Origin of the sequence: Rhodococcus sp. 06-235-1A (genome assembly GCF_002258785.1) — a bacterium.
GTDB lineage: Bacteria > Actinomycetota > Actinomycetes > Mycobacteriales > Mycobacteriaceae > Rhodococcoides.
On record NZ_NOYI01000003.1, the window covers coordinates 84,469 to 108,306 of the forward strand.

At 64.8% G+C, this 23,838-nt stretch carries 23 protein-coding genes and 1 tRNA gene; 11 read left to right on the forward strand and 13 right to left on the reverse strand.

The window, feature by feature from the left end; genetic code table 11:
• Positions 1–69: 69 nt before the first annotated feature.
• The 3 genes from CH275_RS02205 to CH275_RS02215 all read left to right on the forward strand — a co-directional run bounded on the left by CH275_RS02205 (position 70) and on the right by CH275_RS02215 (position 3,117).
• The gene (locus tag CH275_RS02205; RefSeq protein ID WP_373453664.1) at positions 70–2,184 is read left to right on the forward strand and encodes an ATP-dependent DNA helicase UvrD2; all 2,115 of its coding nucleotides are present in this window, start codon (positions 70–72) and stop codon (positions 2,182–2,184) included.
• Between the two features lie 144 nt (positions 2,185–2,328).
• Positions 2,329–2,628 (forward strand): hypothetical protein, encoded by a 300-nt coding sequence (locus CH275_RS02210; RefSeq protein ID WP_094674778.1) that lies wholly within the window; start codon positions 2,329–2,331, stop codon positions 2,626–2,628.
• Between the two features lie 153 nt (positions 2,629–2,781).
• Positions 2,782–3,117, forward strand: coding sequence for a WhiB family transcriptional regulator (locus CH275_RS02215; protein WP_094674780.1), 336 nt, complete (start codon positions 2,782–2,784; stop codon positions 3,115–3,117).
• A 33-nt stretch (positions 3,118–3,150) separates the two neighbouring features.
• Here CH275_RS02215 and CH275_RS02220 read toward each other — a convergent pair whose 3' ends face one another.
• The 3 genes from CH275_RS02220 to CH275_RS02230 all read right to left on the reverse strand — a co-directional run bounded on the left by CH275_RS02220 (position 3,151) and on the right by CH275_RS02230 (position 6,973).
• Positions 3,151–4,461, reverse strand: coding sequence for an ABC1 kinase family protein (locus CH275_RS02220; protein ID WP_094674782.1), 1,311 nt, complete (start codon positions 4,459–4,461; stop codon positions 3,151–3,153).
• Positions 4,462–4,552: 91 nt separating this feature from the next.
• Entirely contained in the window at positions 4,553–5,446 is an 894-nt protein-coding gene (locus tag CH275_RS02225) for a hypothetical protein (RefSeq protein ID WP_094674784.1), read from the reverse strand.
• Positions 5,447–5,569: 123 nt separating this feature from the next.
• Positions 5,570–6,973 carry a zinc-dependent metalloprotease gene (locus CH275_RS02230; RefSeq protein WP_094674786.1) on the reverse strand — a complete coding sequence of 468 codons (1,404 nt, stop codon included), beginning with the start codon at positions 6,971–6,973 and terminating at the stop codon, positions 5,570–5,572.
• A 145-nt stretch (positions 6,974–7,118) separates the two neighbouring features.
• Here CH275_RS02230 and CH275_RS02235 point away from each other — a divergent pair, with 145 nt between their 5' ends.
• Positions 7,119–8,144: a YlbL family protein gene (locus CH275_RS02235; RefSeq protein WP_094674788.1), complete on the forward strand. Its 1,026-nt coding sequence runs from the start codon at positions 7,119–7,121 to the stop codon at positions 8,142–8,144.
• A gap of 13 nt (positions 8,145–8,157) precedes the next feature.
• Here the strand turns inward: CH275_RS02235 and CH275_RS02240 are convergent, their stop codons facing one another.
• Positions 8,158–8,733 carry a PPA1309 family protein gene (locus CH275_RS02240; protein ID WP_094675300.1) on the reverse strand — a complete coding sequence of 192 codons (576 nt, stop codon included), beginning with the start codon at positions 8,731–8,733 and terminating at the stop codon, positions 8,158–8,160.
• 280 nt (positions 8,734–9,013) lie between these two features.
• Between CH275_RS02240 and CH275_RS02245 the strand changes: the two genes are divergently transcribed.
• Positions 9,014–11,974: a UPF0182 family protein gene (locus CH275_RS02245; RefSeq protein WP_179275926.1), complete on the forward strand. Its 2,961-nt coding sequence runs from the start codon at positions 9,014–9,016 to the stop codon at positions 11,972–11,974.
• A gap of 104 nt (positions 11,975–12,078) precedes the next feature.
• Here the strand turns inward: CH275_RS02245 and CH275_RS02250 are convergent, their stop codons facing one another.
• Positions 12,079–12,636, reverse strand: coding sequence for a transglycosylase family protein (locus tag CH275_RS02250; protein WP_094674792.1), 558 nt, complete (start codon positions 12,634–12,636; stop codon positions 12,079–12,081).
• A 503-nt stretch (positions 12,637–13,139) separates the two neighbouring features.
• Here CH275_RS02250 and CH275_RS02255 point away from each other — a divergent pair.
• A tRNA-Met gene (locus CH275_RS02255) sits at positions 13,140–13,216 on the forward strand.
• Positions 13,217–13,359: 143 nt separating this feature from the next.
• On the opposite strand, the gene CH275_RS02260 is transcribed toward CH275_RS02255, so the two are convergent.
• The gene (locus CH275_RS02260; protein WP_143546669.1) at positions 13,360–13,920 is read right to left on the reverse strand and encodes an ATP-binding protein; all 561 of its coding nucleotides are present in this window, start codon (positions 13,918–13,920) and stop codon (positions 13,360–13,362) included.
• Positions 13,921–13,972: 52 nt separating this feature from the next.
• A complete protein-coding gene (locus CH275_RS02265) occupies positions 13,973–14,152 on the reverse strand; it encodes a hypothetical protein (protein WP_143546670.1) in 180 nt (59 codons plus the stop codon).
• A 69-nt stretch (positions 14,153–14,221) separates the two neighbouring features.
• On the opposite strand from CH275_RS02265, the gene CH275_RS02270 reads away from it, so the two are divergent.
• Positions 14,222–14,767 carry a GNAT family N-acetyltransferase gene (locus tag CH275_RS02270; RefSeq protein ID WP_094674798.1) on the forward strand — a complete coding sequence of 182 codons (546 nt, stop codon included), beginning with the start codon at positions 14,222–14,224 and terminating at the stop codon, positions 14,765–14,767.
• Here CH275_RS02270 and CH275_RS02275 read toward each other — a convergent pair.
• From CH275_RS02275 to CH275_RS02290, 4 genes are all read right to left on the reverse strand, one after another.
• Positions 14,740–16,017 (reverse strand): RNA polymerase sigma factor, encoded by a 1,278-nt coding sequence (locus tag CH275_RS02275; protein WP_094674800.1) that lies wholly within the window; start codon positions 16,015–16,017, stop codon positions 14,740–14,742. The genes CH275_RS02270 and CH275_RS02275 overlap by 28 nt on opposite strands.
• Before the next feature lie 31 nt (positions 16,018–16,048).
• Positions 16,049–16,393, reverse strand: a complete 345-nt coding sequence (locus CH275_RS02280; protein WP_094674802.1) for a YciI family protein — start codon at positions 16,391–16,393, stop codon at positions 16,049–16,051.
• Between the two features lie 185 nt (positions 16,394–16,578).
• Positions 16,579–17,799 carry an acyl-CoA dehydrogenase family protein gene (locus tag CH275_RS02285; protein ID WP_032397698.1) on the reverse strand — a complete coding sequence of 407 codons (1,221 nt, stop codon included), beginning with the start codon at positions 17,797–17,799 and terminating at the stop codon, positions 16,579–16,581.
• A gap of 44 nt (positions 17,800–17,843) precedes the next feature.
• On the reverse strand, positions 17,844–19,253 hold the full coding sequence (locus CH275_RS02290) for an acyl-CoA dehydrogenase family protein (RefSeq protein ID WP_094675302.1): 1,410 nt from the start codon (positions 19,251–19,253) through the stop codon (positions 17,844–17,846).
• 143 nt (positions 19,254–19,396) lie between these two features.
• On the opposite strand from CH275_RS02290, the gene CH275_RS02295 reads away from it, so the two are divergent.
• Positions 19,397–19,765 (forward strand): DUF1304 domain-containing protein, encoded by a 369-nt coding sequence (locus CH275_RS02295; protein ID WP_094675304.1) that lies wholly within the window; start codon positions 19,397–19,399, stop codon positions 19,763–19,765.
• Positions 19,766–19,772: 7 nt separating this feature from the next.
• On the opposite strand, the gene hisN is transcribed toward CH275_RS02295, so the two are convergent.
• Both hisN and CH275_RS02305 read right to left on the reverse strand, forming a co-directional pair.
• Positions 19,773–20,564, reverse strand: a complete 792-nt coding sequence (gene hisN / locus CH275_RS02300; RefSeq protein WP_094674804.1) for a histidinol-phosphatase — start codon at positions 20,562–20,564, stop codon at positions 19,773–19,775.
• A 59-nt stretch (positions 20,565–20,623) separates the two neighbouring features.
• Complete coding sequence (locus tag CH275_RS02305; protein ID WP_094674806.1) at positions 20,624–21,115, reverse strand: beta-class carbonic anhydrase; 492 nt, start codon at positions 21,113–21,115, stop codon at positions 20,624–20,626.
• A gap of 224 nt (positions 21,116–21,339) precedes the next feature.
• On the opposite strand from CH275_RS02305, the gene prfB reads away from it, so the two are divergent.
• Genes prfB through CH275_RS02320 form a run of 3 tightly spaced genes read left to right on the forward strand, consistent with a single transcriptional unit; the run spans position 21,340 to position 23,800 of the window.
• Entirely contained in the window at positions 21,340–22,452 is a 1,113-nt protein-coding gene (gene prfB / locus CH275_RS02310) for a peptide chain release factor 2 (protein WP_094675306.1), read from the forward strand.
• Positions 22,453–22,457: 5 nt separating this feature from the next.
• Positions 22,458–23,357, forward strand: a complete 900-nt coding sequence (locus CH275_RS02315) for a mechanosensitive ion channel family protein (RefSeq protein WP_179275927.1) — start codon at positions 22,458–22,460, stop codon at positions 23,355–23,357.
• A complete protein-coding gene (locus CH275_RS02320; RefSeq protein WP_094674810.1) occupies positions 23,354–23,800 on the forward strand; it encodes a hypothetical protein in 447 nt (148 codons plus the stop codon). Before CH275_RS02315 ends, CH275_RS02320 begins: the two co-directional genes overlap by 4 nt.
• The last annotated feature ends 38 nt before the right edge of the window (positions 23,801–23,838 follow it).

The following is a 23,838-nucleotide window of genomic DNA, read 5'->3' on the forward strand; positions in this document are numbered from 1 at the left end:
CCTACGCCATTGTTCCGGCAGGTTCGGGCCCAGGTGGAACTGTCGGTGCGCACTGACACAATGGTCCTCATGGCTGACGACGCGATGACCGCCGGACTCGATCCCGAGCAATCCGCGGCGGTACTGGCTCCTCGTGGCCCGGTGTGCGTGCTCGCCGGTGCGGGCACGGGCAAGACCCGCACGATCACCCGACGCATCGCACACCTCGTCTCGGCCGGGCACGTGTCCTCGAGTCAGGTGCTGGCTGTGACGTTCACCGCACGCGCGGCAGGCGAGATGCGCGGTCGCCTTCGTGAACTCGGGGTCGGGGGAGACGGGCCTCCCGTGCAGGCCCGTACGTTCCACGCCGCGGCGATGCGCCAGCTCAAGTACTTCTGGCCGCAGGTCGTGGGAGACACCGGATGGCAGTTGCTCGATCGGAAGTTCACCGTCGTTTCGCAAGCTGCGAACAGGGCCGGAGTGTCGACGTCGACGGACGCCATCCGAGATCTCGCAGGTGAGATCGAGTGGGCCAAGGGTTCGTTGATCGCACCCGAGGACTATCCACGCATCGCGGCGAGCAATCGCCGCGACGTGCCGATGGACGCCGCCAAGGTCGCCGCCGTGTACGCCGGCTACGAGGAGCTCAAGTCCAGGGGCGGTGACGGAATGCTGCTCGACTTCGACGATCTGCTCCTGCACACGGCCGCGGCGCTCGAGGAGCACTCATCCGTGGCCGACGAGTTTCGCGAGCGCTACCGCTGCTTCGTCGTCGACGAGTATCAGGACGTGACGCCGCTGCAGCAACGGGTGCTCGACGCCTGGGTGGGTGAGCGGGACGATCTGACCGTCGTCGGCGACGCGAATCAGACCATCTACTCGTTCACCGGGGCGTCCCCGCGGTTCCTGCTCGACTTCTCCCGCAAGTACCCCGAGGCCACCGTGGTTCGGCTCGAACGCGACTATCGATCGACACCGGAGGTGGTGTCGCTGGCGAACCGCGTCATCGGAGCCGCCCGCGGCCGCATCGCAGGGACTCGACTGCAATTGATCGGTCAGCGCGAGCCAGGACCCGAGCCGGAGTTCTTCGAGTACGACGACGAGCCCGCGGAGGCCGACGGAGTGGCGCGGGCGGTCAAGCGGTTGATCTCGAAAGGCGTGGAGCCGGCCGAGATCGCCATCCTGTACCGCATCAACGCGCAGTCCGAGGCGCACGAGCAAGCGCTGACCGAGCTGAAGATTCCGTACCAGGTGCGTGGCGGTGAAGGATTCTTCACCAGACCCGAGGTGCGGCAGGGAGTCAATGCGCTGCGACAGGCGGCGGGCCGCGACGATCTACCCGACGGCGCGCAGGCGGGGGACGGGCTGACGGCTCTGGTGCGAGCCGTACTCGCCCCATTGGGTCTGACGGCCACCGAGCCGACCGGTGCGCAGGCACGCGAGAAGTGGGCATCGCTGGGTGGTCTGGTGCAACTCACCGAAGAACTGCTGGTGCACGAGCCGGATCTGACGCTGGAGAAGCTGCTGGGAGAGCTCGCAGCACGCGCTGAGGCTCGGCATCCACCGACCGTTCAAGGCGTCACTCTCGCTTCGCTGCACGCAGCCAAGGGGCTCGAGTGGGACGCGGTGTTCATCGTCGGTCTCGCCGACGGGACTCTGCCGATCTCGCACGCGATCGGCAACGACCCGAGCGCCAACAACGAGGCCGCCATCGAGGAGGAGCGAAGACTGCTCTACGTCGGCGTCACGCGTGCCCGAGTCCACTTGCACCTGTCCTGGGCTCTTGCCCGCAACGAGGGCGGACGCAAGTCGCGTCGCCGGTCGAGGTTCCTCATCGGACTCGTTCCCGAGGATTCACCTGCCTCGCGTATTGCCGCGCCGGCCGCCAAGAAGTCCGGACCCAAGTGCCGCCTGTGTGGCAAGCCGTTGATCGGTACGTCTGCGACCATGCTCGGTCGGTGCGAGAGCTGTCCGTCGAACGTCGACATCGCCCTGCTCGACGCTTTGAAGTCGTGGCGTCTGGACAAATCCCGCGAACTGAAGGTTCCGGCATACGTGGTGTTCAGCGACAACACGCTGACTGCGATTGCCGAGCAGCAACCACAGGACGAGCGCGGACTCGTGGCGATTCCAGGAATCGGTGCCAAGAAGCTGGAGCGGTTCGGCGATGACGTGCTCACGGTGGTTCGGAAGTCGGACGGGTAACCGCTCGGCACGAGAATCGCCGGGAAAACTGCAGGTCAAAAATAACTTGTGCAGATATTGCCGGGGGGCTTAGTCTGTTTCACGTGTCGCGGGAGACCGCACACTGCCCAGTCCGCCTTCGAGACCAGAACAGGAGCTGAAAAAATGATCAACACATTCCACGCCGCCGTTGCCGATGCAACCGTCGCGTTCAGCCCTGTCCTCGGTACGGCACCTCTCGGAGTTGCCCCCCTCGGCATGCCTGCCGCTGGCTCGGTTGCGCAGACGTGGATTCGTTCCTCCGCTTTCGGTCCCATGCACAAGTCCGCCTATGCGGCCTTGGGCTCGAATTCCGCCCAGGTTGCCCTGGCACCAGGAGCGAAAGCCGCCGATCAGGCAGCCCGCCGTCACCGCGCACCACGTGCGTCCGTGCTCGACAGCAGACACCGACTTCACTGTCGGTAGACGCTTCGACAAGCCCCACCAGGCCACGGACCCGCACTCGCGGACCGTGGCCTTTCTCGTTCAGGTAGTTCCTCTACCCGAGCGTGAGGCCGACAGGTTCGCATCACCCCTCGAACCGATAACGACGCCGCACGACAAGTAGAGGAGACCGACGTGTCAACCGCCACGATCCGGACGACATGCCGACCAGAGTCCGAAAGTGCCTACACTGCACGGTATTCGGCCGAAACAGGTTCGACCGAACTGGCCGAGCTGCAGCTGTCGGTGCCCTGCCGAGCGGCGAACCCCGACATGTGGTTCGCCGACACCCCTGCCGAACTGGAGCAGGCCAAGGCGCTGTGCGCAGAATGCCCCATCCGGCGTACGTGCCTGAGTGCGGCATTGGACCGCGCCGAGCCGTGGGGCGTGTGGGGCGGCGAGATACTCGAGCAGGGTGTCGTCATCGCCCGCAAGCGTCCCCGCGGACGGCCACGCAAGAACGCAGCATGACGTCCGAGACCGGTGCCCGGCTTCATCGACCAATCAGTCGTCGAAGCCGGGCATCCACTCGGTCAGGATGCCCATGTACGGCGCGTACGCATCGAGTTGGGCGCAGATTCCGACCAGCCCACCCAGTACTCGGAAGATCATCACGTATTCGGCAGGCATGTTCAGCGCCCGAACGGTGCGGAACTGCGCGCTGTTGAAATCGGCAGCCGTGCCCGCCGCTTTCTGTAGCCAGGCCCGGGTGAAGTGGAACGATTCCGTGTGAATCGGGTCGGTGAAGGGGCGCAGGTAGTCTGCGATCTCCTTTTCCGTGACCGCGCGCCCCGGAACCACGAAGCCACTCGCGGTGAACAATTCGACCAGTTCGTCGTATTTCTCGTCCCGTGCGAGCGAGACCATCCGACCGAGAACAGGTGGCAGACCGTCGGGCATCGGAGCGCAGGCACCGAAATCGATGACACCCATCCGGCCGTCGTCGAGCATCATGAAATTGCCCGGATGTGGATCGGCGTGCAGTAGCTTCGCCCGCGCGGGGGAAACGAACGCGAACAGGGCCAGGAGTTCGCCGGCCCGGTTGCGCTCCTCGGGCGTCCCATTTGCTATGACGTCGGCCAGCGGTCGACCCGTCATCCATTCGCTGACAACGACTTTGGGCGCACTCGCGACGATCTTGGGTATCGCGAACTGCGGATCGCCCGCGAATTCCTTGCTGAACGCCCGCTGGTTCTTCGCCTCGATGCGGTAGTCGAGTTCGTCCTCGGTGCGGGCAGTGAGTTCCTCGAGCACCGGTTTGACGTCGGTCCCCGCAAGCACAGTGCTGAACAGGTTCGCGAACCGTGACAGCGTCTTGAGATCGGAGCGCAACGCGTCGTCCGCGCCGGGGTACTGGATCTTGACCGCGACGTCGCGCCCGTCCGACCACGTGGCCCGGTGTACCTGTCCGATGCTGGCGGAGGCGATAGCGGTGTCGTCGAAGTCGAGAAAGCGCGACCGCCATGCCGTTCCGAGTTGCTGATCCAGCACACGATGCACCGTCTTGGCCGGCATGGGCGGACCCTGCGCCTGCAGCTTGGTCAGTGCTTCGCGGTACGGCTCCGAATACTCCTCGGGAACGGCCGCTTCCATCACCGAGAGCATCTGCCCCAGCTTCATGGCCCCGCCCTTGAGTTCCCCGAGAACGGAGAAGAGCTGTTCTGCCGCTTTGGCGGCCATATCCGCATCGATCTCGTCGCGATTGCCTCCGGCGAGCTTCTTACCGAAGCCCACGGCGGCACGGCCCGCCATCCCGAGAGGAATGCTGGCCAATTTGGCGGTACGAGTCGATCCACGGCGCGGTATGTCAGACACAGCTCCATCATGGCCGAACCTCACGACAATTGCTCGGACCGTCCCGTCTCGACCTCTATCGGACGTGGTGAACTCGCCGAAACGCGTTTCGTCAGTGCCAGCAGTCGCAGTGTGGATGCTTGGACCAGAGTCGCTTGTGCACGGTGGTTCCAGTAGCGGCGAAATCCAATTCCATGGTGCAGTCGGCGGTTTCCGGAAGCGCGGCGTCGGAACGGCCGATGAGGTTCTCCAGCTGAGCGAATGCGAACGCCGCCGTGGCCAGCACGGTCGCGCTGCTGCCATGACCGACCGTGCCGAGCAGTTGTGCGGACAGATGCGGCCACTCAGGCTCGAGATCACACCGCGTCAGATCGGCGCACCGAAGGCAACTGGTTCGACCGGGCACCACGAACGGGCCGACGATGCCCTTTCCGTCCCGTAGCCGCACCTGCAGATGCGGAATGCGCAGCCGCACCAGATCCGTCACCAGTCGGGGTTCCGCGACCAGGTCGTCGGCAAGTACGACGACGTCGTAGTTCCACGAGCTCACCGTCGAATTCGGGTAACGCATGGGCGTCAGACTCGACCGGCTCACCGTGGCACCGGTCCGACCGAGACCCGATGCCAATGCGTCCGAGATCGGACCACGCCCCACGACGTGCACCGTCTTCACCGACCCGGGTCCGTCCCTCCGGGCCTGTGGCGACGCATCGGATCCCACCGGTGCGCTCGTGCTGTGGAGGAGCAGCCCCGAATCCTCCAGCTCGCCGAGCATCGCCGAGGTTCTGTTTGCGGAGAGCCCCAATGTCATTGCGTGACATACGATATGAGGCCTCGAATGGCCTACGGCGAGGAGGCGGAGTATCTCGAGTATCGAACCCGGCTCGGCACCGGGAGGCGGCGTGACGACGACGCTGGTCTCGGGGCTCCAGCCCAGCTGCACGGTTCCGTCCCGTCGAGGCAGGATCGCCACCGAAGGATCCAGGCGAACGGTCGGTGTGGTCATGAATCACACTCTGACACCGACAGCAATGCCGAACGCCCGCTCGAGGCAAGTTATCCACAGGGTGGAAGTGCCCCTGAGCAGGCGTTCGACGGATCGAACCGAACCGGTGCGAAACCGGTCGGGTCAGCTTGTGGAAGAACCCTTCTCGGGGTCACCGTCGGTGCCCTTGTCGTCGCTTTCGGCTGCGCGCTCGGCAGCCTCGGCGCGCTCCTTCGCCTCCATCGCTTCGAGTTGGGCGATCGGGTCGTCGAAGCTCGACGTTCCACCGCCGACGACGCGGTCGACGAACGCGGCGGGATTGTCCAGGTCCGACGAGTCGGGCAGCAGGTCCGGGTGGGCCCACACTCCGTCTCGCCCCTCGACATCGGCCGCAGCGAGCAGTTGGCGCCACAGATCGGCCGCCTCGCGAACCTTGCGCGGGCGCAGTTCGAGGCCGACCAATGTCGCGAAGGTCTGCTCGGCCGGGCCACCGGACGCCCGACGTCGGCGGATGGTCTCGCCGAGTGCGACGGCCCCGGGCAAACGATCGCCGAGAGCTGCTGCAACGACGGTCTCCACCCATCCTTCGACCAGGGCCAGCAACGTCTCGAGACGCTCGAGTGCGTGCTTCTGCTCGGGTGTCGTCTGTGGCTCGAAGGCACCCTGTTGCAGGATCTCCTCGATCTTCGACGGGTCGGTCAGCGCGGACGGGTCGAGACCCGCGGCGGCCTCCTCGATCGCCGAGAAATCCATCCTGATGCCACGTGCATACTCCTCGACCGTGGCGAGAACTCGCTGCCGCAACCACGGGATGTGGCTGTACAACCGCTGGTGCGCGGCTTCCCGCGCGGCGAGGAACACCAGTACCTCGCGCTCGGGCTGCTCGAGGCCCTCACTGAACGACGCGATGGCCGACGGTAGCAACGCTGCCGTCCCCGAGGGGCCGAGCGGAAGGCCGATGTCGGTCGAGGTCAGTACTTCCTTGGACAGCTGACCGAGTGCTTGGCCGAGCTGCGAACCGAAGGCCATTCCGCCCATCTGCGTGAGCATGCCCATCATCGGCCCGGCCATCTGCTGAGCCTCGGCGGGAAGGCCGGAGGTCCACATCCCCGAAATCTGCTCGGCAACGGGGTCGCACAGGCGCTTCCAGGTGTCGATCGTGTTGTCGAGCCAGTCGACCGGCGTCCACGCGACGGTCTTCGCGGCACCTGCAGGCAACGTCGTCGCACCGTCCAGCCACAGCTCGGCCAGGTGCGCGGCGTCGGTGATGGCTTCTCGCTCGCCGGCCGACACCGGGCTGAAATCGCCCATCTGCTGGCGGGCCAGCTGCTTGGCCAGGTCGTAGTTCACCGGGCCCGATGCGGTCCCGCCTGCACCGGCTGCGCCCATACCGCTGAGCATCTGACCGAACTGGGTGAGCATCTGGCCCAGCTGTGCGGGGTCGAAGCCCTCGGCACCGAACCCGAAGCCCGCAGGGTTGCCCGAACCGTCCGGGTCCTTCTTCTTGTCCGGGTCGTCGTCGGAGGCACCGAAACCAAAATTGCTCATGTCTCAACGGTACAAGCCCGATTGAGGCAGAGCGTGGCGGATCGTCACGCTGACGGCGAACATCTCGGCCGTGGACGACGGTGCGGCCGCGTTGCGGTAGGGGCGGTCTGCACGGTGCACGGTATCCGGATCTAGTGTCTACGGAGTGAACCGAAGGATCGCCACTCTTGTCGCTGCGCTGGTACCGGTGGTGGTGCTGGGCGTCACCGGCTCGGTCGTCACTGTTCCGTTCGCCGCCCTCGGCCCCGGCCCGACGTACAACACCCTCGGGGACGTCGACGGTGTGCCGGTGGTGCAGATCGACGGAACCGAAGTCGATCCGACCGCAGGCCACTTGAACATGACGACCGTGGCGGTGCGTGATCAGCTCAATCTGTTCGAGGCTCTCGGCTTCTGGGCGAGTGGTCGACAGGGCCTCGTCCCGCGCGAAGAGGTCTATCCGCCGGACAAGTCGAAGGAAGAAGTGCAGGAGGGCAACCAGGCGGATTTCGAGGCGTCCGAGTCCAGCGCAGAACTGGCCGCACTGCACCACCTCGATCTGCCGGTGTCACTGGCGGTGGCGAGTGTGGCCGAGGACGGGCCCGCTGCCGGAGTGCTGAACGTGGGGGACAGGCTCGTCTCGGTCGGTGGCACCCCTGTGGCCACTGCGTCGGCAGTGCGCGAGGCAGTCAGCTCCCGGGCGCCGGGCGATTCGCTCGACATCGAATACGTCCGAGACGGTTCGACGCAGACGAGTGCTGTGGTCCTCGGGGCCAGGCCCGACGACGCATCCCTGGGTTACCTCGGCGTGACACCCGAGGAGCAGCCCGACGTCCCGTTCGACGTGACGTTCAACCTCGCCGACGTGGGTGGACCGTCGGCGGGACTGATGTTCAGCCTCGCCGTGGTGGACAAGCTCAGTCCTGGTGAATTGAGCAACGGAGAGTTCGTCGCGGGCACCGGAACCATCGACGCCGACGGCACGGTCGGGCCGATCGGCGGCATTCCGTACAAGCTGATCGCCGCTCGCGAGGCCGGAGCCACCACGTTCCTGGTGCCGGACGCGAACTGCGGTGAGGCGCAACAGAACGTCCCCGATGGACTCCGACTGGTGCGTGTCGAATCGTTGGACAGCGCCGTCGACTCGCTACAGGCGATCGGCTCAGGAGGCGACGCGCCGTCCTGCAGCTGACCCGGCCCTGTTGCTAGTCGTCGTCGACGACGTCGAACGTGGCGTAGAGGCCGTGGACGACGTTGGGGGCCAGATCCTCGGCGATACGAAGGTCGATGGGCGCGAAGGGATCGGCGTCCTCGTCCGGGTGCAACTGGAGCAGAGTCAAGGACGGACCGTCCTTGAGAACCGCAACGATCAACCGAGCATCTCGTTTCTCGGGGTGGTTCTCGGCCGCCGAGCGTGCAGCCTGGTCGGCAGCGTCGGGATCGGCGAGCAGCGGCATCAGAGCGTCGTCGAGTGTCGATTCGGCAGCCGGGGGGAGCACGACGATCTCTTGTACGAGAGCACATCCGACCACACCCTCGGGCCACGTCGAGGTGGCGAGGAACTCGTCCAGGGCAGGCGAGCCGCCGGTGATGTCCTCGGGAAGCGAATGCTGCTGGATCGGAGTGAGGGCAGCACCGTCGGCCAGATCGTCGAGCAGTCCCGGCTCGGCCGCGGCGAGCGCTGCCGTGGGCACCAATGCGAACATCTGCGGTGCCTGGTGCCAACCGCCGGCATCGACGAAGTCCGCCACCTCTCGCGCACACCGCGCCAGGGCGTCGATGACATCCTGTCCACCGGTCTCGGGATCGAACTCGACCTCGAAATCGTCTCGGCCGGGCAGTCCGTCGCTGTCGTTGCTCACGGCACTATCCTCGCATTCGGATGGTCCTCAGGATGCCGAGGCTCCTGACCTGCGGTCGGCAGTGGCCGCAGTACGGGCGTCGCAGCCGTAGGATCAACGTACGTACAGTAGGGCGAAACGGACATGCGGTGCACGGCGAGTGTGCCGCCGAAGTCATCTGCGGCGCCGCTCGGCGTCGCCCGAAGTTGGAGTGTGGCACGTGGGCATGAGGCCCCCCACCGGTATGCCGTCCTTGTCGCGGCGCAGCCGGATCTTGCTCGTATTGGCCTTGGTGGCAGCAGGTTTGCTACTCATCGGTCCCCGACTTATCGACATGTACACGAATTGGCTGTGGTTCGGCGAAGTCGACTTCCGCGGCGTGTACACCACTACTCTGCTGACGCGGTTGGTGATCTTCCTCGTCGTCGCTCTGGTCGTCGGACTGATCGTGTTCGCGGCTCTTGCGGTGGCGTACCGGAACCGTCCGGTGTTCGTTCCCGTGGCCGGGCCCAACGATCCGATAGCGCGGTACCGCACCACGGTGATGAGCCGGTTGCGCCTGTTCGGCATCGGAATTCCCGTCGTGTTCGGGTTCCTGTCCGGCATGATCGCCCAGACCAACTGGGTCACCGTTCAGCTGTTCCTGAACGGCGGTGACTTCGGGATGACCGATCCGCAGTTCAACCTCGATGTCGGGTTCTACTCGTTCGATCTGCCGTTCTACCGGTTCGTCATCAACTGGCTGTTCGTCGCCATCCTGGTGGGCTTCTTCGCGAACCTGGTGACGCAGTACGTCTTCGGTGGAATCCGTCTCGCCGGCCGGGAGGGTGCACTCACTCGTGCAGCGCGAATTCAGCTCGCAGTGCTGGCCGGCAGCTTCATCCTGCTCAAGGCCGTGGCGTACTGGTTCGATCGGTACACGCTGCTCTCGAGCAGCCGTAAGGAACCCACGTTCACCGGTGCCGGCTTCACCGACATCAACGCCGTGCTGCCTGCCAAGCTGATCCTGCTCGCGATCGCGGTGATCTGCGCGATCGCCTTCTTCGCGGCGATCTTCCTGCGCGATCTCCGAATTCCTGCCCTGGCCACAGCATTGCTGGTGCTCTCGTCCATCCTGATCGGTGCCGTATGGCCCCTGGTGATGGAACAGTTCTCGGTGCGCCCGAACGCGGCCGACAAGGAGAGCACGTACATCGAACGGAACATCGCGGCGACCAGAGCCGCGTACGGGCTGACCGATGACGTGGTCACCTACCGAAACTATTCGGGCGAGGCAGCCTTGAGCCCAGGCGAGGTGGCGTCGGAGTCCGCCACGATGTCCAACATCCGCCTGCTCGACCCGAACATCCTCGGGCCAACCTTCACTCAGCAGCGTCAGATCCGTAACTTCTACGGGTTCCCCGACACTCTGGCCGTCGACCGGTACCCGGATGCAGACGGCAACTTGCGCGACTACGTCGTTGCAGCCCGCGAGATCTCACCGCAGACGCTCGACGCGAATCAGCGCGACTGGATCAACCGCCACACCGTCTTCACTCACGGAAACGGATTCGTCGCAGCGCCGGCCAACTCCGTCGACGAGGCGGTCGCCGACGAATCCAGTGGAGGACGTGGTGGTTACCCCAACTACCAGGTCAACTGGATCGAGAACGATTCCGAAGGCACGATCCGCAAGGACGGCCCCGGCGACCTCGATCAGCCGCGTATCTACTTCGGACCGGTCATCGCCAATTCCGACGCGGACTACTCGATCGTCGGTTCGACCGGTGAGCCTCGTGAGTACGACACCGACAGCAAGAGCTACACCTACGACGGTGCAGCCGGGGTGAACATCGGCAACTTCTTCAACCGTCTGGTGTTCGCGAGCAAGTACGCCGAGCGCAACATCCTCTTCTCGAGTGTCATCGGAGACGAGTCGAAGATCCTGTTCAATCGTGACCCTCGAGATCGAGTCCAGAAGGTCGCACCCTGGCTGACCACCGACGGCTCGACCTACCCGGCGATCGTCGAAGGCAAGTTGGTCTGGATCATCGACGGCTACACCACGTTGGACAATTTCCCCTACGCCCAGCGGATGTCGCTCGAGGACGCCACTGCCGACAGCATCGAGTCGACCACGACGCGTGCGCTGCCGAGTAGGGAAGTGTCCTACATCCGGAACTCGGTCAAGGCCACCGTCGATGCCTACGACGGAACCGTCAAGCTCTACGAGCAGGACGAGAACGACCCCGTGCTCAAGGCGTGGGAAGGCGTGTTCCCAGGCACCGTCATCCCGAAGGATGAGGTGTCTCCGGAGTTGCGGGACCACTTCCGCTACCCGGAGGATCTGTTCAAGGTCCAGCGTGAACTGTTGACCAAGTACCACGTCAACGATCCGCGAGAGTTCTTCACCAACAACGCGTTCTGGGAAGTTCCGACCGACCCCACCGCGGAGAACACCTCGGCCAAGCAGCCGCCGTACTACGTCGTCGCATCCGACATTTCCAACGAGGAGAACAGGGCGTCGTTCCAGCTGACCAGCGCGTTGGTCGGTTATCGCCGAGAGGTGTTGGGCGCGTACGTCAGTGCGGATTCCGATCCGGAGAACTACGGCAAGATCACGGTGCTGAGACTGCCGACCGATACCTCCACCCAGGGTCCGAATCAGGTGCAGAACCAGATGACCACCACGACGGACGTGTCCGAAAGCTTGGGCATCGTGCGCCGAGAGAACACGGTGGAGTTCGGAAACCTGCTCACACTGCCGGTCGGTAACGGCGGGTTGATCTACGTGGAGCCGGTGTATGCCTCGCGCACCAACGAGGCGTCGGCCTACCCCCAGTTGATTCGGGTGCTGGTCTCGTACGAGGGCCGCGTCGGGTACGCCGCGACGTTGCCCGAAGCCATCGAGCAGGTCTTCGGAGCAGGTGCCGGACGGACCGTCACCGCACCCGGTGAGACCGACGGAACCACCCAACCAGGTGCTGTCCCGGAAACTGCACCGTCGGACGGTGGTTCGCCTTCGCCGACTCCGGCACCGGCTACCGGTTCTTCGACGTCTCGAGATGCGGCCGTCTCCGGTTTGAACTCTGCTCTCTCCGCGGTGCGTACCGCGCAGCAGAGTGGAAATCTGGCGGATCTCGGCACCGCACTCGAGAATCTGCAGACCGCCGTCGACGCCTACAACCGGGCAGGTAGCTGATCCGTTCGGTCCGATCCCGCCGACATGAGCGAAAGAGCCGCCTCACCGAAACGGTGAGGCGGCTCTTTCGTTGTGAAGCTGCAGCTCGTGTGAACTGTTCGGGATCAGCGTCCGATGGGCGCGAGCACGGGGGAGTTGGCAGCAACGAGGTGCTGGAACTGAGTGCTCAGGCCGTACTGATCGGCCAGCTTGGAGGCTGCGTCGAATGCGCCCTGGGCAGCCTGTGTGGCGGCTGCGGCCTCGGGTGCGACGGCCGGTGCCGGTGCCGGTGCGGGTGCTGCCTTCGGTGCCGGTGCTGCCTCGGGCTCGGGAGTCGAGGTGCCGGTGGTCAGCTGCTGTCCGCACACGGGCCATGCGCCCGGTCCCTGGCTCTGCAGGGTGTTCTCTGCGACGCGGATCTGCTCGGCCTTCGATGCGTTGGCCGGGGAGCCGGAGCCGCCGTTGGCCGTCCAGGTGCTCTGCGAGAACTGCAGGCCACCGTAGTAGCCGTTTCCGGTGTTGATGCTCCAGTTGCCACCGCTCTCGCACTGTGCGACGCCGTCCCAGTTGTGGGTGGCTGCGCTGGCGGTTCCGGCAGAGAGGCCGAGGGGGATTGCTACGGCGGCACCTGCGATGGCGGCCAATCCGAGTGCACGCTTGCCGAAATTGTTCTGTGTGGTCATGCGGGGTGAATCCTCTCCGCGCTCTACTGGCGCGACTGGCCTGCAATCGTTTCGCCGGTGTGATGGCGAGAATGACCAGGCACTTCGTATCGTCGCGGCTCTGCCCCCGTACGTCTTGGGGACCACACCCGCGGGGCAGAGCAAAGGGAGCGGCGGGGTGGTGCAGGCCCAGCTGTTGAGGGCCGTCCGTGAAGGTAGTCGAGGATTCACTCACCGTCACTGAGCGGAAATGAGACCGCACTTATTCACATAGTGGGATAAGAGGGGGTATTTTGCCAGCTCAAACGGGCTCGTGCCGCTAATGTTTCTCCTTCGTAACCCGACCGTTATGTGATGCGAAACACGCATGAAAAGAGACGCGGAGCACTATTTTCGATGCCCTTCTACGTGATAAGCGTTGCGAAGGACTGCCTCGGGTGCACGCGTTCCGGCGGGCGCGGAAGCACGCGAATGTCACGTGATTTGCATTGGCCGTATGCGCGGGAGTAACTTCGTAGATGCAACGCGGGGTGGAGCAGCTCGGTAGCTCGCTGGGCTCATAACCCAGAGGTCGCAGGTTCAAATCCTGTCCCCGCTACCACTACGAAACAGGCCCAGGACATCAGTCCTGGGCCTGTTTCGTGTTTTCATCGATGCATTGTTCCTCTGGCTGCGCGTGGTTCGGTGCTGGAAGACCAGAAGAGAAACAGTGTCTGCTGGTCCGTCTTCGAATCGAACGGCCGACTATCTCACCGACACGGTGAGGAAGTCGTTCGGGGCGATCGCCGCGCGTAGATCGTCCGGGGTCAGCGGCGACGGGGGAATCAGTGACGTGTCGGGTCGAAACCGGATGGTGGTGCCGGTGTGTTCGGTCGGCGCGGTCGACAGCAGCTCGGTGACTGGAACTCCGTGCTCGTATCCTCCGGTCCACGAACCATCGATCCGCCGGTTGGTGTGTTCGAGCATCTCGGACAGTGCCGAGACGGTCGACATTCCGCGGCGGGGGTGTCCGTCTGACAGCAGGACCGGGTGTGGACGATCGAAGAACCGAACGTCTTTCGTGCTCACGACGGGCTTGCGCACCGCCATCCCGTGGTCGGACCGCGTGTCGGTACCTCGACCGAGGTCCGTCACGTCGATCGTCCCATCCGAGCCGAACGTCACGGTTGCGTGACCGCCTCCCTGATCTTCGGCTTCGTCCACCGCGTAGGCGAGGACCTCGAGAATCATGTGCAGGACTCCGCCCGGCGCATATCTTCCGGGGTGCGAACGGATCTGCGAGAGGTGGTTTCTGTCGACGTCCACCGACCAATCGTGGGTTGTCGTGAACCAGGCGTCTCGACCGGACATCGAGGGTTCAGTCCGAGACCTGCTCGCGCGCATCGTCACTGGTGACCGTCTCGGAATCGTCGGCGTCCTCGGAGGCATCGGCGGTGAGGTCGACCGTGTCCACGCCCTCGAGTGCCGTCAATTCCTGTTCGGCCTCCGCGATGAGACCCTTCGCGTTCTCTTCGATCTTCTTGACCCACTCGGCCATGACGGTCACACCCTTCGCTCGATCGTGTACCACCGGTCTACCAGATTTCTTCCCCCTAGGATCCACGGTGTGCGAACACGAACCTCGCGTCTCGATCTGGACGAGCCGGTCGACACGGATCTCGATGCGCTGTACGCGATCTGCAGCGACCCGCTGTCGTGGACTCACTTTCCGAGTCTGCGGCACACCGATCCCATCGCGACCGAACGGATGTTGCGAGACTGGGCGGAGCAATGGCGTCGAGATGGCTTGGGTACGTGGATCGTTCGCGAGCGCGGCAGCGACGCGGTCAGCGGCTACGGCGGGTGTTCCCTGCGCCGGAACACATTCTGGAATCTCGGCTACCGTCTACATCCCGATGCGCAGGGCAAGGGGTACGCCGCTGAGTTGTCCGAGACCGCCATCGAGAGCGCGTATCGGACGCGGGGCGACGTGCCGGTCGTGGCGTACCTGCTCGAACACAACGTCGCGTCGGCGAAGGTGGCCGAGCGCGCCGGATTGCAACTCGTCGCCCGTGGACCCGAAATCGACAACCCGAATCCGAACGCGATCCGCCTTGTCTATTCCGACCGGCCGTTGAGCGACGATCAGCTGGACTCGGTTCTGTCGGCGTGAGCGCCCCCGCTCACCTCTGCCAACCGGCGGCGCAGCAGTCGTTTCTCCGGTGCGGTTCGGGCGACATCGAGTGCCTGTCGGTAGTGAAGCGCGGCCTCGTCCAACCGGCCGAGTCGTTGCAGAAGATCGGCTTTCGCCATGGGATACGGGTGGTAGCGACGCAACGACGCCTCGTCGGCAAGCGTGTCCAGCTCACACAGGCCGGCGGTGGGGCCGTCGCGCATCGCCACGGCGACCGCCCGATTCAGCGCAACGACCGCGCTCGGTGTCAACGTCATGAGTACGTCGTAGAGGGCAACGATCTGCGGCCAGTCCGTGCCGTCCGAGTCGGGTGATTCGTCGTGCAGCGCAGCAATGGCCGCCTGCACGCCGTAGGGGCCGGTCCGGCCGTCGCCGAGGGCCGCCGTCACGAGTTCCGTCCCTTCGGCGATGAACTCGGCGTTCCAGAGTCCACGGTCTTGATCTGCCAACAGCACGATCCCGCCGTCCGGTCCGGTCCTGGCGTCGCGTCTGGCCTCGATGAGCAGCATCAACGCCAGCAGGCCGGTCACTTCGGATTCGGTCGGTAGTGCGGTGTGGAGAAGTCGTCCCATGCCGATGGCTTCGGTGGTGAGATCGATTCGCCCGACGCTCTCACCTGACGTCGCCGAGTAGCCCTCGGTGAAAATCGAATAGACGACCTCGAGCACCATCGGCACTCTGCCCGCCAACTCGTCCGGGCCCGGAACGCGGAACGGAACTCGCGCGACCCGAATCTTGTTCTTGGCCCGCACTATTCGCTGCGCTGCCGTGGCAGGAGGGATGAGCAACGCGCGGGCGACCTCGGCGGTGGTGAGACCGGCCAGGCATCGAAGCGTCAACGCGAGACGGTCGACTGCGGCAAGCGCCGGGTGCGCGCACGTGAAGAACAGCTGCAGTCGATCGTCTGGCAGATTGTCGTCGAGTGTGTTCGGTGGGTGGGGTTCGCTCCGATCCGAATCGGCCTGCAGCACTCCGACCTTCGCTGCGAGTGTCTGATCGCGTCGCAGACGATCGACGGCCTTTCGGCGTGCAGTGGTGAGCAACCAGGCTCCGGGCCTCGCCGGGATGCCATCGACCGGCCAGTGTTCCAGGGCCGACTCGATGGCATCCGAGGTCACTTCCTCGGCGAGGTCGAGGTCGCGGTACCGCTGGACCAGCGACGCGAGCAGCACCGAGCGCTCGGCCCGGAAGACCGATTCGATCGATCGATGCACTGCGGATTCGGTCACCGAAGAATTCCGACTGTCGGTTGTCGGCCGGTCAGAATTCTGCGAGCGGCCGCACGACGACGGTGCCGCCGTCCTTGGAGCCTGGGCATCGGGCGGCCCATTCCAGGGCCACGTCCAGGTCGGGGACATCGATCACGTCGTAGCCGCCCAATACTTCGTGTGACTCGGCGTACGGCCCGTCGGTGACGGTGCGTACTCCGGTGGTGGCGTCGACACGCACAGCCGTGGCGGTGGTGAGGTCGGCCATCGCGTGACCGGAGACGAGGACTCCCGCCTCCTTCATCTCCTTCTCGAAGGTCATCCAGTCCTCGACACTGCTGCAGCCCGGCGCTGCTCCTGGTGCGGTGTTTGCGTTGATCAAGAGGATGTACTTCATGGTGGACTCCTGGGTTCGGTACCTCGTTGTCGCGGCGCGAGTCGCCGTACACGATGACGACGGTCGAGAAACCACGATATCGACACCGGCGTCCGGAATTTCTTGCGCGCACACGAAAAACGGCACCGGACCCAGGGTCCGATGCCGTTTCACGGTTACTTCTCGGCTCGTCGACGAGCCAGGCATCACTTCAGTTCTGCCGAGGACTTTCCGAGTACGCGACGAGCGACGATCAGCTGCTGGATCTGCTGTGTTCCCTCGAAGATGTCGAGAATCTTGGAGTCGCGGCTCCACTTCTCGAGTAGCGGGCGCTCGGAGTAGCCGTACGTGCCGGCCAATTCCACTGCCTTGAGGGTGATGTCGACCGCCGACCGACCGGCCTTGGCCTTGGACATCGAGGCCTGCAGGGAGTTGGGCTCCTTGTTGTCGGCCATCCATGCTGCGCGCAGTGCGAGCAGATGTGCTGCTTCCCAGTCCGCTTCGAGGCGCAGGAACTCTGCGGCCGCCGCGTGCTGGTTGTAGGCAGGCGTTTCGTAGGAGATGTCGACTCCGGCGTCCACCAGGATGGATCGCAGTTCTTCGAGTGCCGCCCGAGCCACGCCGATGGCCATTCCAGCCACCAGGGGACGAGTGTTGTCGAAGGTCTGCATGACGCCGGCGAAGCCCTTTTCGACGTTCACCTCGGCAGTGCCGAGCAGGTTGTCCTTCGGGATACGGCAGTCCTCGAGCAGCAGGGCTGCGGTGTCGGACGCCTTGATGCCCAGCTTGTGTTCGAGGCGAGCAACCGACAGGCCCGGTGCGTCACGAGGGACGACGAACGACTTGATGGCCGCGCGGCCGAGAGACTTGTCGACCGTTGCCCATACGACGATGTGCGTGGAACGCTCACCGGCGGTGACGTAGATCTTCTCGCCGTTGAGTACCCACTCGTCGCCGTCGAGTACCGCGGTGGTGGTGACGGCAGCGGAGTCCGAGCCGAAGCTGGGCTCGGTGATGGCCATCGAGGCCCACACTTTGCCGAAGCGCTCGAGCTGCTCGTCGGTGGACACCGCTGCGATAGCCGAGTTGCCCAGGCCCTGGTAGGGGATCGACAGCGTCAGGCCGACGTCGCCCCAGCAGGTCTCGATCACGTTCACCAGAGCGGACATGTTGCCGCCGTTGGCGTTTGCAGTCTTGCTGGGCTTGGCCGACTCGCTGTCCTTCTCGCGACCGCCGGCGGCTCCGCCGATTTCGCCACCGGCGTCGGACATGCCTTCGACCATCGACGCCATGGTGTCGAGTTCCACCGGGTATTCGTGCTCGGCGAGGTCGTACTTGCGGGAAATGGGGCGGAAGATCTCGGCAGCGACCTGGTGAGCCTGATTCGCCTGCGCCCGAAGCTTCTTGGGAAGTTCAAGATTGATCATCGTGTATGTCCTTGGGTGAGTGCCATGGAATTCGGGGCGGCGAGCTAGATGAGAACGATGCCCTCGGCGACGCCGACGGACCGCAGATCGCGGTACCAACGCTCGACCGGGTGCTCCTTGGTGAAGCCGTGACCGCCGAGCAGCTGCACGCCGTCGGAACCGATCTGCATGCCCTTCTCGGAGGCGAGCCGACGTGCGAGTGCCGATTCGCGAGTGAACGACAATCCCTGCTCGGCCCGCGATGCGCCGCGCAGCGTGACCAACCGCATGCCGTCGAGTTCGATGGCGATGTTGGCGACCATGAACGCCACTGCCTGCCGGTTGCTGATCGGCTCACCGAAGGCGACGCGATCGTTGACGTACGGAACGACGTAGTCGAGCACGGCCTGCCCGGTACCGACGGCAAGCGATGCCCAGCCGAGTCGCGCGAGGCCGATGGCGGCGCTGTACTCGGCGGCCCGCTGGTCCGCGTCGCCGTCACCGAGCAGCGCCGACTCGGGAACTGCGACGTCGGTCAGGATCAGGCGACCCAGGCCGGCAGCGCGCAGGCCCATGCTCGGATCGGCTTCGACGACGAGGCCCTTGGAGTCGGACTCGACGATGAAGAAGGCCGGACGGCCCTCGAGTTCTGCGGCGATGACGAACAGCTCGGAACTGCCTGCAGCAGGTACCAGGCTCTTGACGCCGTTGAGTTTGTAGCCGCTGGGGGAGCGGACGGCCTTGGTCTGCAACGCATACGGATCGAACAGTGCGCGGGGCTCGTTGACGACGACGGCAGCGTTCGGAACCTTCTCGCCGACGAAGGCCGGAAGGTAGGTCTTCTGCTGCGCGTCCGTACCCCACTGGGTGAGGGCGACGGCTACGCCCGAAGGGGCGAGGATGGGCAACGCCAGGCCCATGTCGCCATGGGCGAGCGCCTCGGCGACGAGGGAGTTGGTGACCGCGCCGCGCTCGGTGGCTGCGCCGTCCAGCTCTTCGGGAACGTTGATGAGAGTGATACCGAGCTCAGCGGAACGGCGGACCAGATCCTCCGGCGAGGAAGCGCTGTGGTCTGCATCGAACGCGGCCGGGCGGAGAATCTCCTCGGCGAACTCCTTGACCGTCTCGACGATCATGCGCTGCTCGTCGTCGGGCGTCAGGTCGAAGTAGCTCAGGTTCTTGGCGGCACCGTCGTCGAGACGCTTGGGCTTGCCGCCACCGGTGACCTTGGCGAACGTGCGATTGGCCGCACCGAGTGTCTTGAACCCGGTCTTGGTGCTCTCGTACGTCACCCGGTCGATGGTTTGGCGGAGGTTGTACTTCTCCGCCAGCTCGGATCCGGTGATGGCAGTCAGAACGCGCATGGCGGTTCCGATCGCATCCCTCTTGAACGGGTTGAGGCCAACCGCTGAAGTATCGCGAGGCACCTTGGGGGCCTTCGCGTCGACCACACTGTCTTGCTTGCTCATGATCACCAGTTCCTCGGCGTCGGGCACGGACTCCATAGATCTTACTCCCGAGTAAGTTAGCTGTCTACTGTCGAGTAAGTTCACTCACGAAGTCGGGCGACGGCAGCGTGCATCACGCCAGGCGGGCCGCGATATGGCACGCTGATCCGGTGCATCCGATCGCCCAGGTTTTCGCCGCCCTCGCCGCGGCCCTTCACGCCGTCATCTTCGTCATGGAAAGCGTCGTGTGGTCCAAGCCCGCCGTGTGGTCGCGCTTCGGCGTCGCCAGTCAGCACGACGCCGACGTCGTCAAGCCGATGGCCTTCAATCAGGGCTTCTACAACCTGTTCCTGGGTATCGGCATCGTGGTCGGCCTCATCGTGGGCGGCTCAGCGGGCGACGCCATCGTGTACTTCGCCTGTGCGAGCATCGTCGGCGCGGCACTCGTGCTCGCGACCGGCGGCGCGAAATATTTCCGAGCTGCATTCGTCCAGGGCGTCACTCCGCTGATCGCGCTGGTCGTGGCTGCAGTTGTGTAGGCGGGGTTCAGGCGCCGGGGGACAGCTGCGCCAGGACCTCGTGGTGCAGTAGGCCGTTGGTGGCCACGGCGCTGCCACCGTGTGGGCCTGCGCTGCCGTCGAGCGCGGTGAACTCGCCCCCGGCCTCGCGCACGAGGACGTCCAGTGCAGCCAGGTCCCACAGCGAGACCTCCGGTTCGGCGGCAATGTCGACTGCCCCCTCCGCGACCAGACAGTACGAGAAGAAATCGCCGTAGCCGCGTACCCGCCACACGGTGTCGGTCAGATCGAGGAACCGATCTCGGGTGCCGAGGTCGGCCCAGCCGGACAGACTGGAGAAGCTCAGGCTGGCCGACGACAGTGCGTCGACCTTCGATACGGCGATCGGACGCGCAGTGCCGCCGTCCGACGCCATCCACGCTCCGAGATCGGTTGCGGCCCACCAACGTCGGTTCAAGGCAGGCGCGCTGACAACTCCGACCTGCGGGATGCCGTCGTCGAGCAACGCGATCAGGGTTGCCCACACCGGGACGCCACGCACGAAGTTCTTGGTCCCGTCGATGGGATCCACCACCCACTGACGGCCGCTGAAGGTTGCGGTGCCGCCGAACTCCTCGCCCAGCAAGGCATCGCCGGAACGCTCCGAACCGAGCTCAGCTCGAATTTTCGTCTCCACGGCCAGATCGGCGTCACTCACCGGTGTGAGATCCGGCTTCGAGTCGACCGAGAGATCCAAGGCCAGAAATCGTCGACGGGTGATGGCGTCGGCCTCGTCGGCGAGCCTGAGGGCGAGGGCAAGATCGGCGGAGTAGTCGGTCACCGGAGAAGACTATCGCCGCGCACGGGCCTGCTCGTACGCGGCGATGTTCGTGGCCGGGCTTACCCGGTGACTTCGTTCAGCTTTCCGGTTGCGACGTCGAAGACGAAGCCTCGAATGGATTCGTGCTCGGTGACGAACGGGCTCTGCTCGATGCGTGCCAGCGATTGACGAACATCGCGGTCCAGGTCGGAAAATGCTTCTGCTGCCCAGTTCGGCTTGACTCCGGTCTCGTCCTGGAGGTCGTTCTTGAACTCGTCGTCGGTGAAGGTGAGCATGCCGCAGTCGGTGTGGTGAATGAGGATGATCTCCTTCGTGCCGAGCAGACGCTGGCTGATCGCCAGCGACCTGATCTCGTCGTCGGTGATCACACCGCCCGCATTCCGGATGACGTGGGCTTCACCGTCGGCCAAACCGAGGATTCGATATACATCCAGCCGAGCGTCCATGCATGCCACAACTGCGACGTGCTTCGACGGCGGAAGGGGAAGGGGACCGTCGAACGTCGCGGCGTACGCCTTGTTGTTCTCGAGGTACTGGTCGGTGACGGTCATGCGACGCTCCTGTGTACTGCGGTATGGCCGGCACCGGGCGGTGACAGGCATGTCGACATGCGAATATGTCGATGAGCCGAAAACTAACAGTCGACCGGTGGCCAGACGAGAGTTGAAATCAGCACGGTTCGAACTCTCGACGCGAGTCCCCGTTCGCATCGTGTGGGACGGTGGGAATCGGGGGCGGTCGGGCATGGGTTCGCGTGCCGGTAACCTTGACTCTCGTGCATCCCGACGTTTCAGCAGACCTCGCCGAGCTCGACACCACTCTCTCCACCGTCGAGTCGGTTCTCGACGTCGAGGAATTGCGGCGACGCATCGACGAACTCGAACATCAGGCGGCCTCGCCGGACCTGTGGAACGACCAGGAGCATGCGCAGCAGGTCACCAGTCAGCTCTCTCACGCGCAGGCCGAACTGCGCCGCGTCGAAGAGCTTCGTCAGCGTCTGGAGGACATGCCTGTTCTGTACGAGCTCGCCGAGGGTGAAGAAGGGGAGGCGGCCGCGTCCGCCACCGCCGATGCCGACTCCGAGCGCGCATCTCTGCGTGAGGACATCGCAGCCATGGAAGTACGGACTCTGCTGTCGGGTGAGTACGACGCCCGCGACGCGCTGGTCAACATCCGGTCCGGCGCAGGCGGAATCGACGCTGCCGACTGGGCCGAGATGCTGATGCGCATGTACATTCGCTGGGCCGAGAAGCACGGCTACGGCGTCGAGGTCTACGACACGTCCTACGCCGAAGAAGCGGGCATCAAAAGCGCCACGTTCGCGGTCAAGGCGCCGTACACGTACGGCACGTTGTCAGTGGAACAGGGGACGCACCGGCTCGTGCGGATCAGCCCGTTCGACAACCAGGGTCGTCGCCAGACCTCCTTCGCCGAGGTGGAGGTGCTTCCGGTCGTCGAGACCACCGACCACATCGAGATCCCCGAGAACGATATTCGCGTGGACGTGTACCGCTCGTCCGGGCCGGGTGGACAGTCGGTCAACACCACCGACTCCGCCGTCCGACTGACGCACATTCCGACCGGCATCGTCGTGACCTGTCAGAACGAGAAGTCGCAGTTGCAGAACAAGGTCTCGGCCATGCGAGTGCTGCAGGCCAAGTTGCTCGAGGTCAAGCGTAAGGAAGAGCGCGCCGAGATGGACGCGCTCAAGGGCGACGGCGGCAGCTCCTGGGGCAACCAGATGCGCTCCTACGTGTTGCACCCGTACCAGATGGTCAAGGATCTGCGTACCGAGTACGAGGTCAACAATCCGTCTACTGTTCTCGACGGAGACATCGACGGGTTTCTGGAATCGGGAATTCGATGGCGAATGCGGGGGGAGCAGTAGACACGATGAGGAGCTGGTTCGACCCGACGCTCGACCTGAAGCTGAACGCTCTCGGGATCGTTCTGTACATCCTCGGCGGAATGCTGGCGGCGCGATTCGTCACCTGGACCGGGTCCAGGATCACCGCTCGAATCGACCAGAACTACCAGCACAGTGACGCTCTGGTGCGGTCCGAGGCCGCCAAGCACCGGCATGCGCTGGCCCAGGTCATCACCTGGGTCGTGGTCACGCTCATCTACATCCTCGTCACCATCGAGGTGCTGCGCCGCTTCGGATTCGGCGTCGGCGGGCTCGTGGCACCCGCGACGGTCATCGGCGCAGCACTCGGCTTCGGGGCGCAGCGTGTGGTGCAGGACATTCTCGCCGGCTTCTTCATCATCACCGAACGGCAGTACGGCTTCGGTGACGTCGTGCAGATCGCCGTCAACGGCTCCGCCGAGGACGCCGAGGGCACCGTCGAGGACGTCACGCTCAGGGTGACCCGGGTGCGGAGCGTCGACGGCGAGGTCATCACCGTCCCGAACGGCCAGATCGTCAAGGCGATCAATCTGTCGAAGGACTGGGCTCGTGCCGTCGTCGACGTTCCCGTTCCCAGCACCGCCGATCTCACCCAGGTCAACACGCTGCTCCGTGCTGTCGGCCGCGACGCGTTCGCCGACACTCGGTTGCGTCCGCTGTTGCTCGACGAGCCGACAGTGATGGGCGTGGAAAGCATCGAGGTGGGACAGGTCAACGTTCGCCTCGTTGCGCGAACGCTGCCCGGTAAGCAATTTCAGGTGGGACGAGAACTTCGAGTCCGAGTGGCCGCCGCGCTGCGACCCGAGGGCATCAGCGTTGCTCCCGACGTCAGTACCGCCGGTGTCGCACCGGAGCCGTCGGGTCGAGATCGGACGGAGGACCAGTGAGCACACCGGAGACCGGGACCGATCTCCCGCGTCGAAACTGGCGGCAGTGGCGGATCCCGAACAAGATCTACGGCCGCGTCCGCACGTCCACCGTCGCGTTCGGTATCTGCTTCGTGCTCACCGGTCTGTGGTACGGCCAGGTCAGTGCGGAGATCGCCGAGAGGGACAGCGAACAGATTCAGGGTCCGGTTGCTGTGGACCCAGGTCAGCTCACCCCCTACACCCAGCCGCAGACCTTCGAGCCGACCTATTCGAGTACAACCGCAACGCCCACTCCGACGGCCACCACCGATCCGGATGGATCGGGAAGTGTCGAACAGTCCGGGCAGCAGGCGTCGACCACGACCGCATCGCCGACGACCACCGCACCGTTCGGTGTCCCGTTGCCGCCGGTGATCCAATCGCTGATACCCACCCAACCTGCGCCGACATCCTCGCGCTGAGACAGCCTTTACCGTCCGTCGGGACTCGCCGCGATGCT

Coding starts and splice junctions, on each gene's coding strand:
- CH275_RS02205 (WP_373453664.1), top strand. CDS start 70: ATGGCTGACGACGCGATGACCGCCGGACTCGATCCCGAGCAATCCGCG.
- CH275_RS02210 (WP_094674778.1), top strand. CDS start 2,329: ATGATCAACACATTCCACGCCGCCGTTGCCGATGCAACCGTCGCGTTC.
- CH275_RS02225 (WP_094674784.1), bottom strand. CDS start 5,446: ATGACCACACCGACCGTTCGCCTGGATCCTTCGGTGGCGATCCTGCCT.
- CH275_RS02230 (WP_094674786.1), bottom strand. CDS start 6,973: ATGAGCAATTTTGGTTTCGGTGCCTCCGACGACGACCCGGACAAGAAG.
- CH275_RS02250 (WP_094674792.1), bottom strand. CDS start 12,636: ATGACCACACAGAACAATTTCGGCAAGCGTGCACTCGGATTGGCCGCC.
- CH275_RS02265 (WP_143546670.1), bottom strand. CDS start 14,152: ATGGCCGAGTGGGTCAAGAAGATCGAAGAGAACGCGAAGGGTCTCATC.
- CH275_RS02280 (WP_094674802.1), bottom strand. CDS start 16,393: ATGAAGTACATCCTCTTGATCAACGCAAACACCGCACCAGGAGCAGCG.
- CH275_RS02285 (WP_032397698.1), bottom strand. CDS start 17,799: ATGATCAATCTTGAACTTCCCAAGAAGCTTCGGGCGCAGGCGAATCAG.
- CH275_RS02305 (WP_094674806.1), bottom strand. CDS start 21,115: ATGACCGTCACCGACCAGTACCTCGAGAACAACAAGGCGTACGCCGCG.
- CH275_RS02315 (WP_179275927.1), top strand. CDS start 22,458: ATGAGGAGCTGGTTCGACCCGACGCTCGACCTGAAGCTGAACGCTCTC.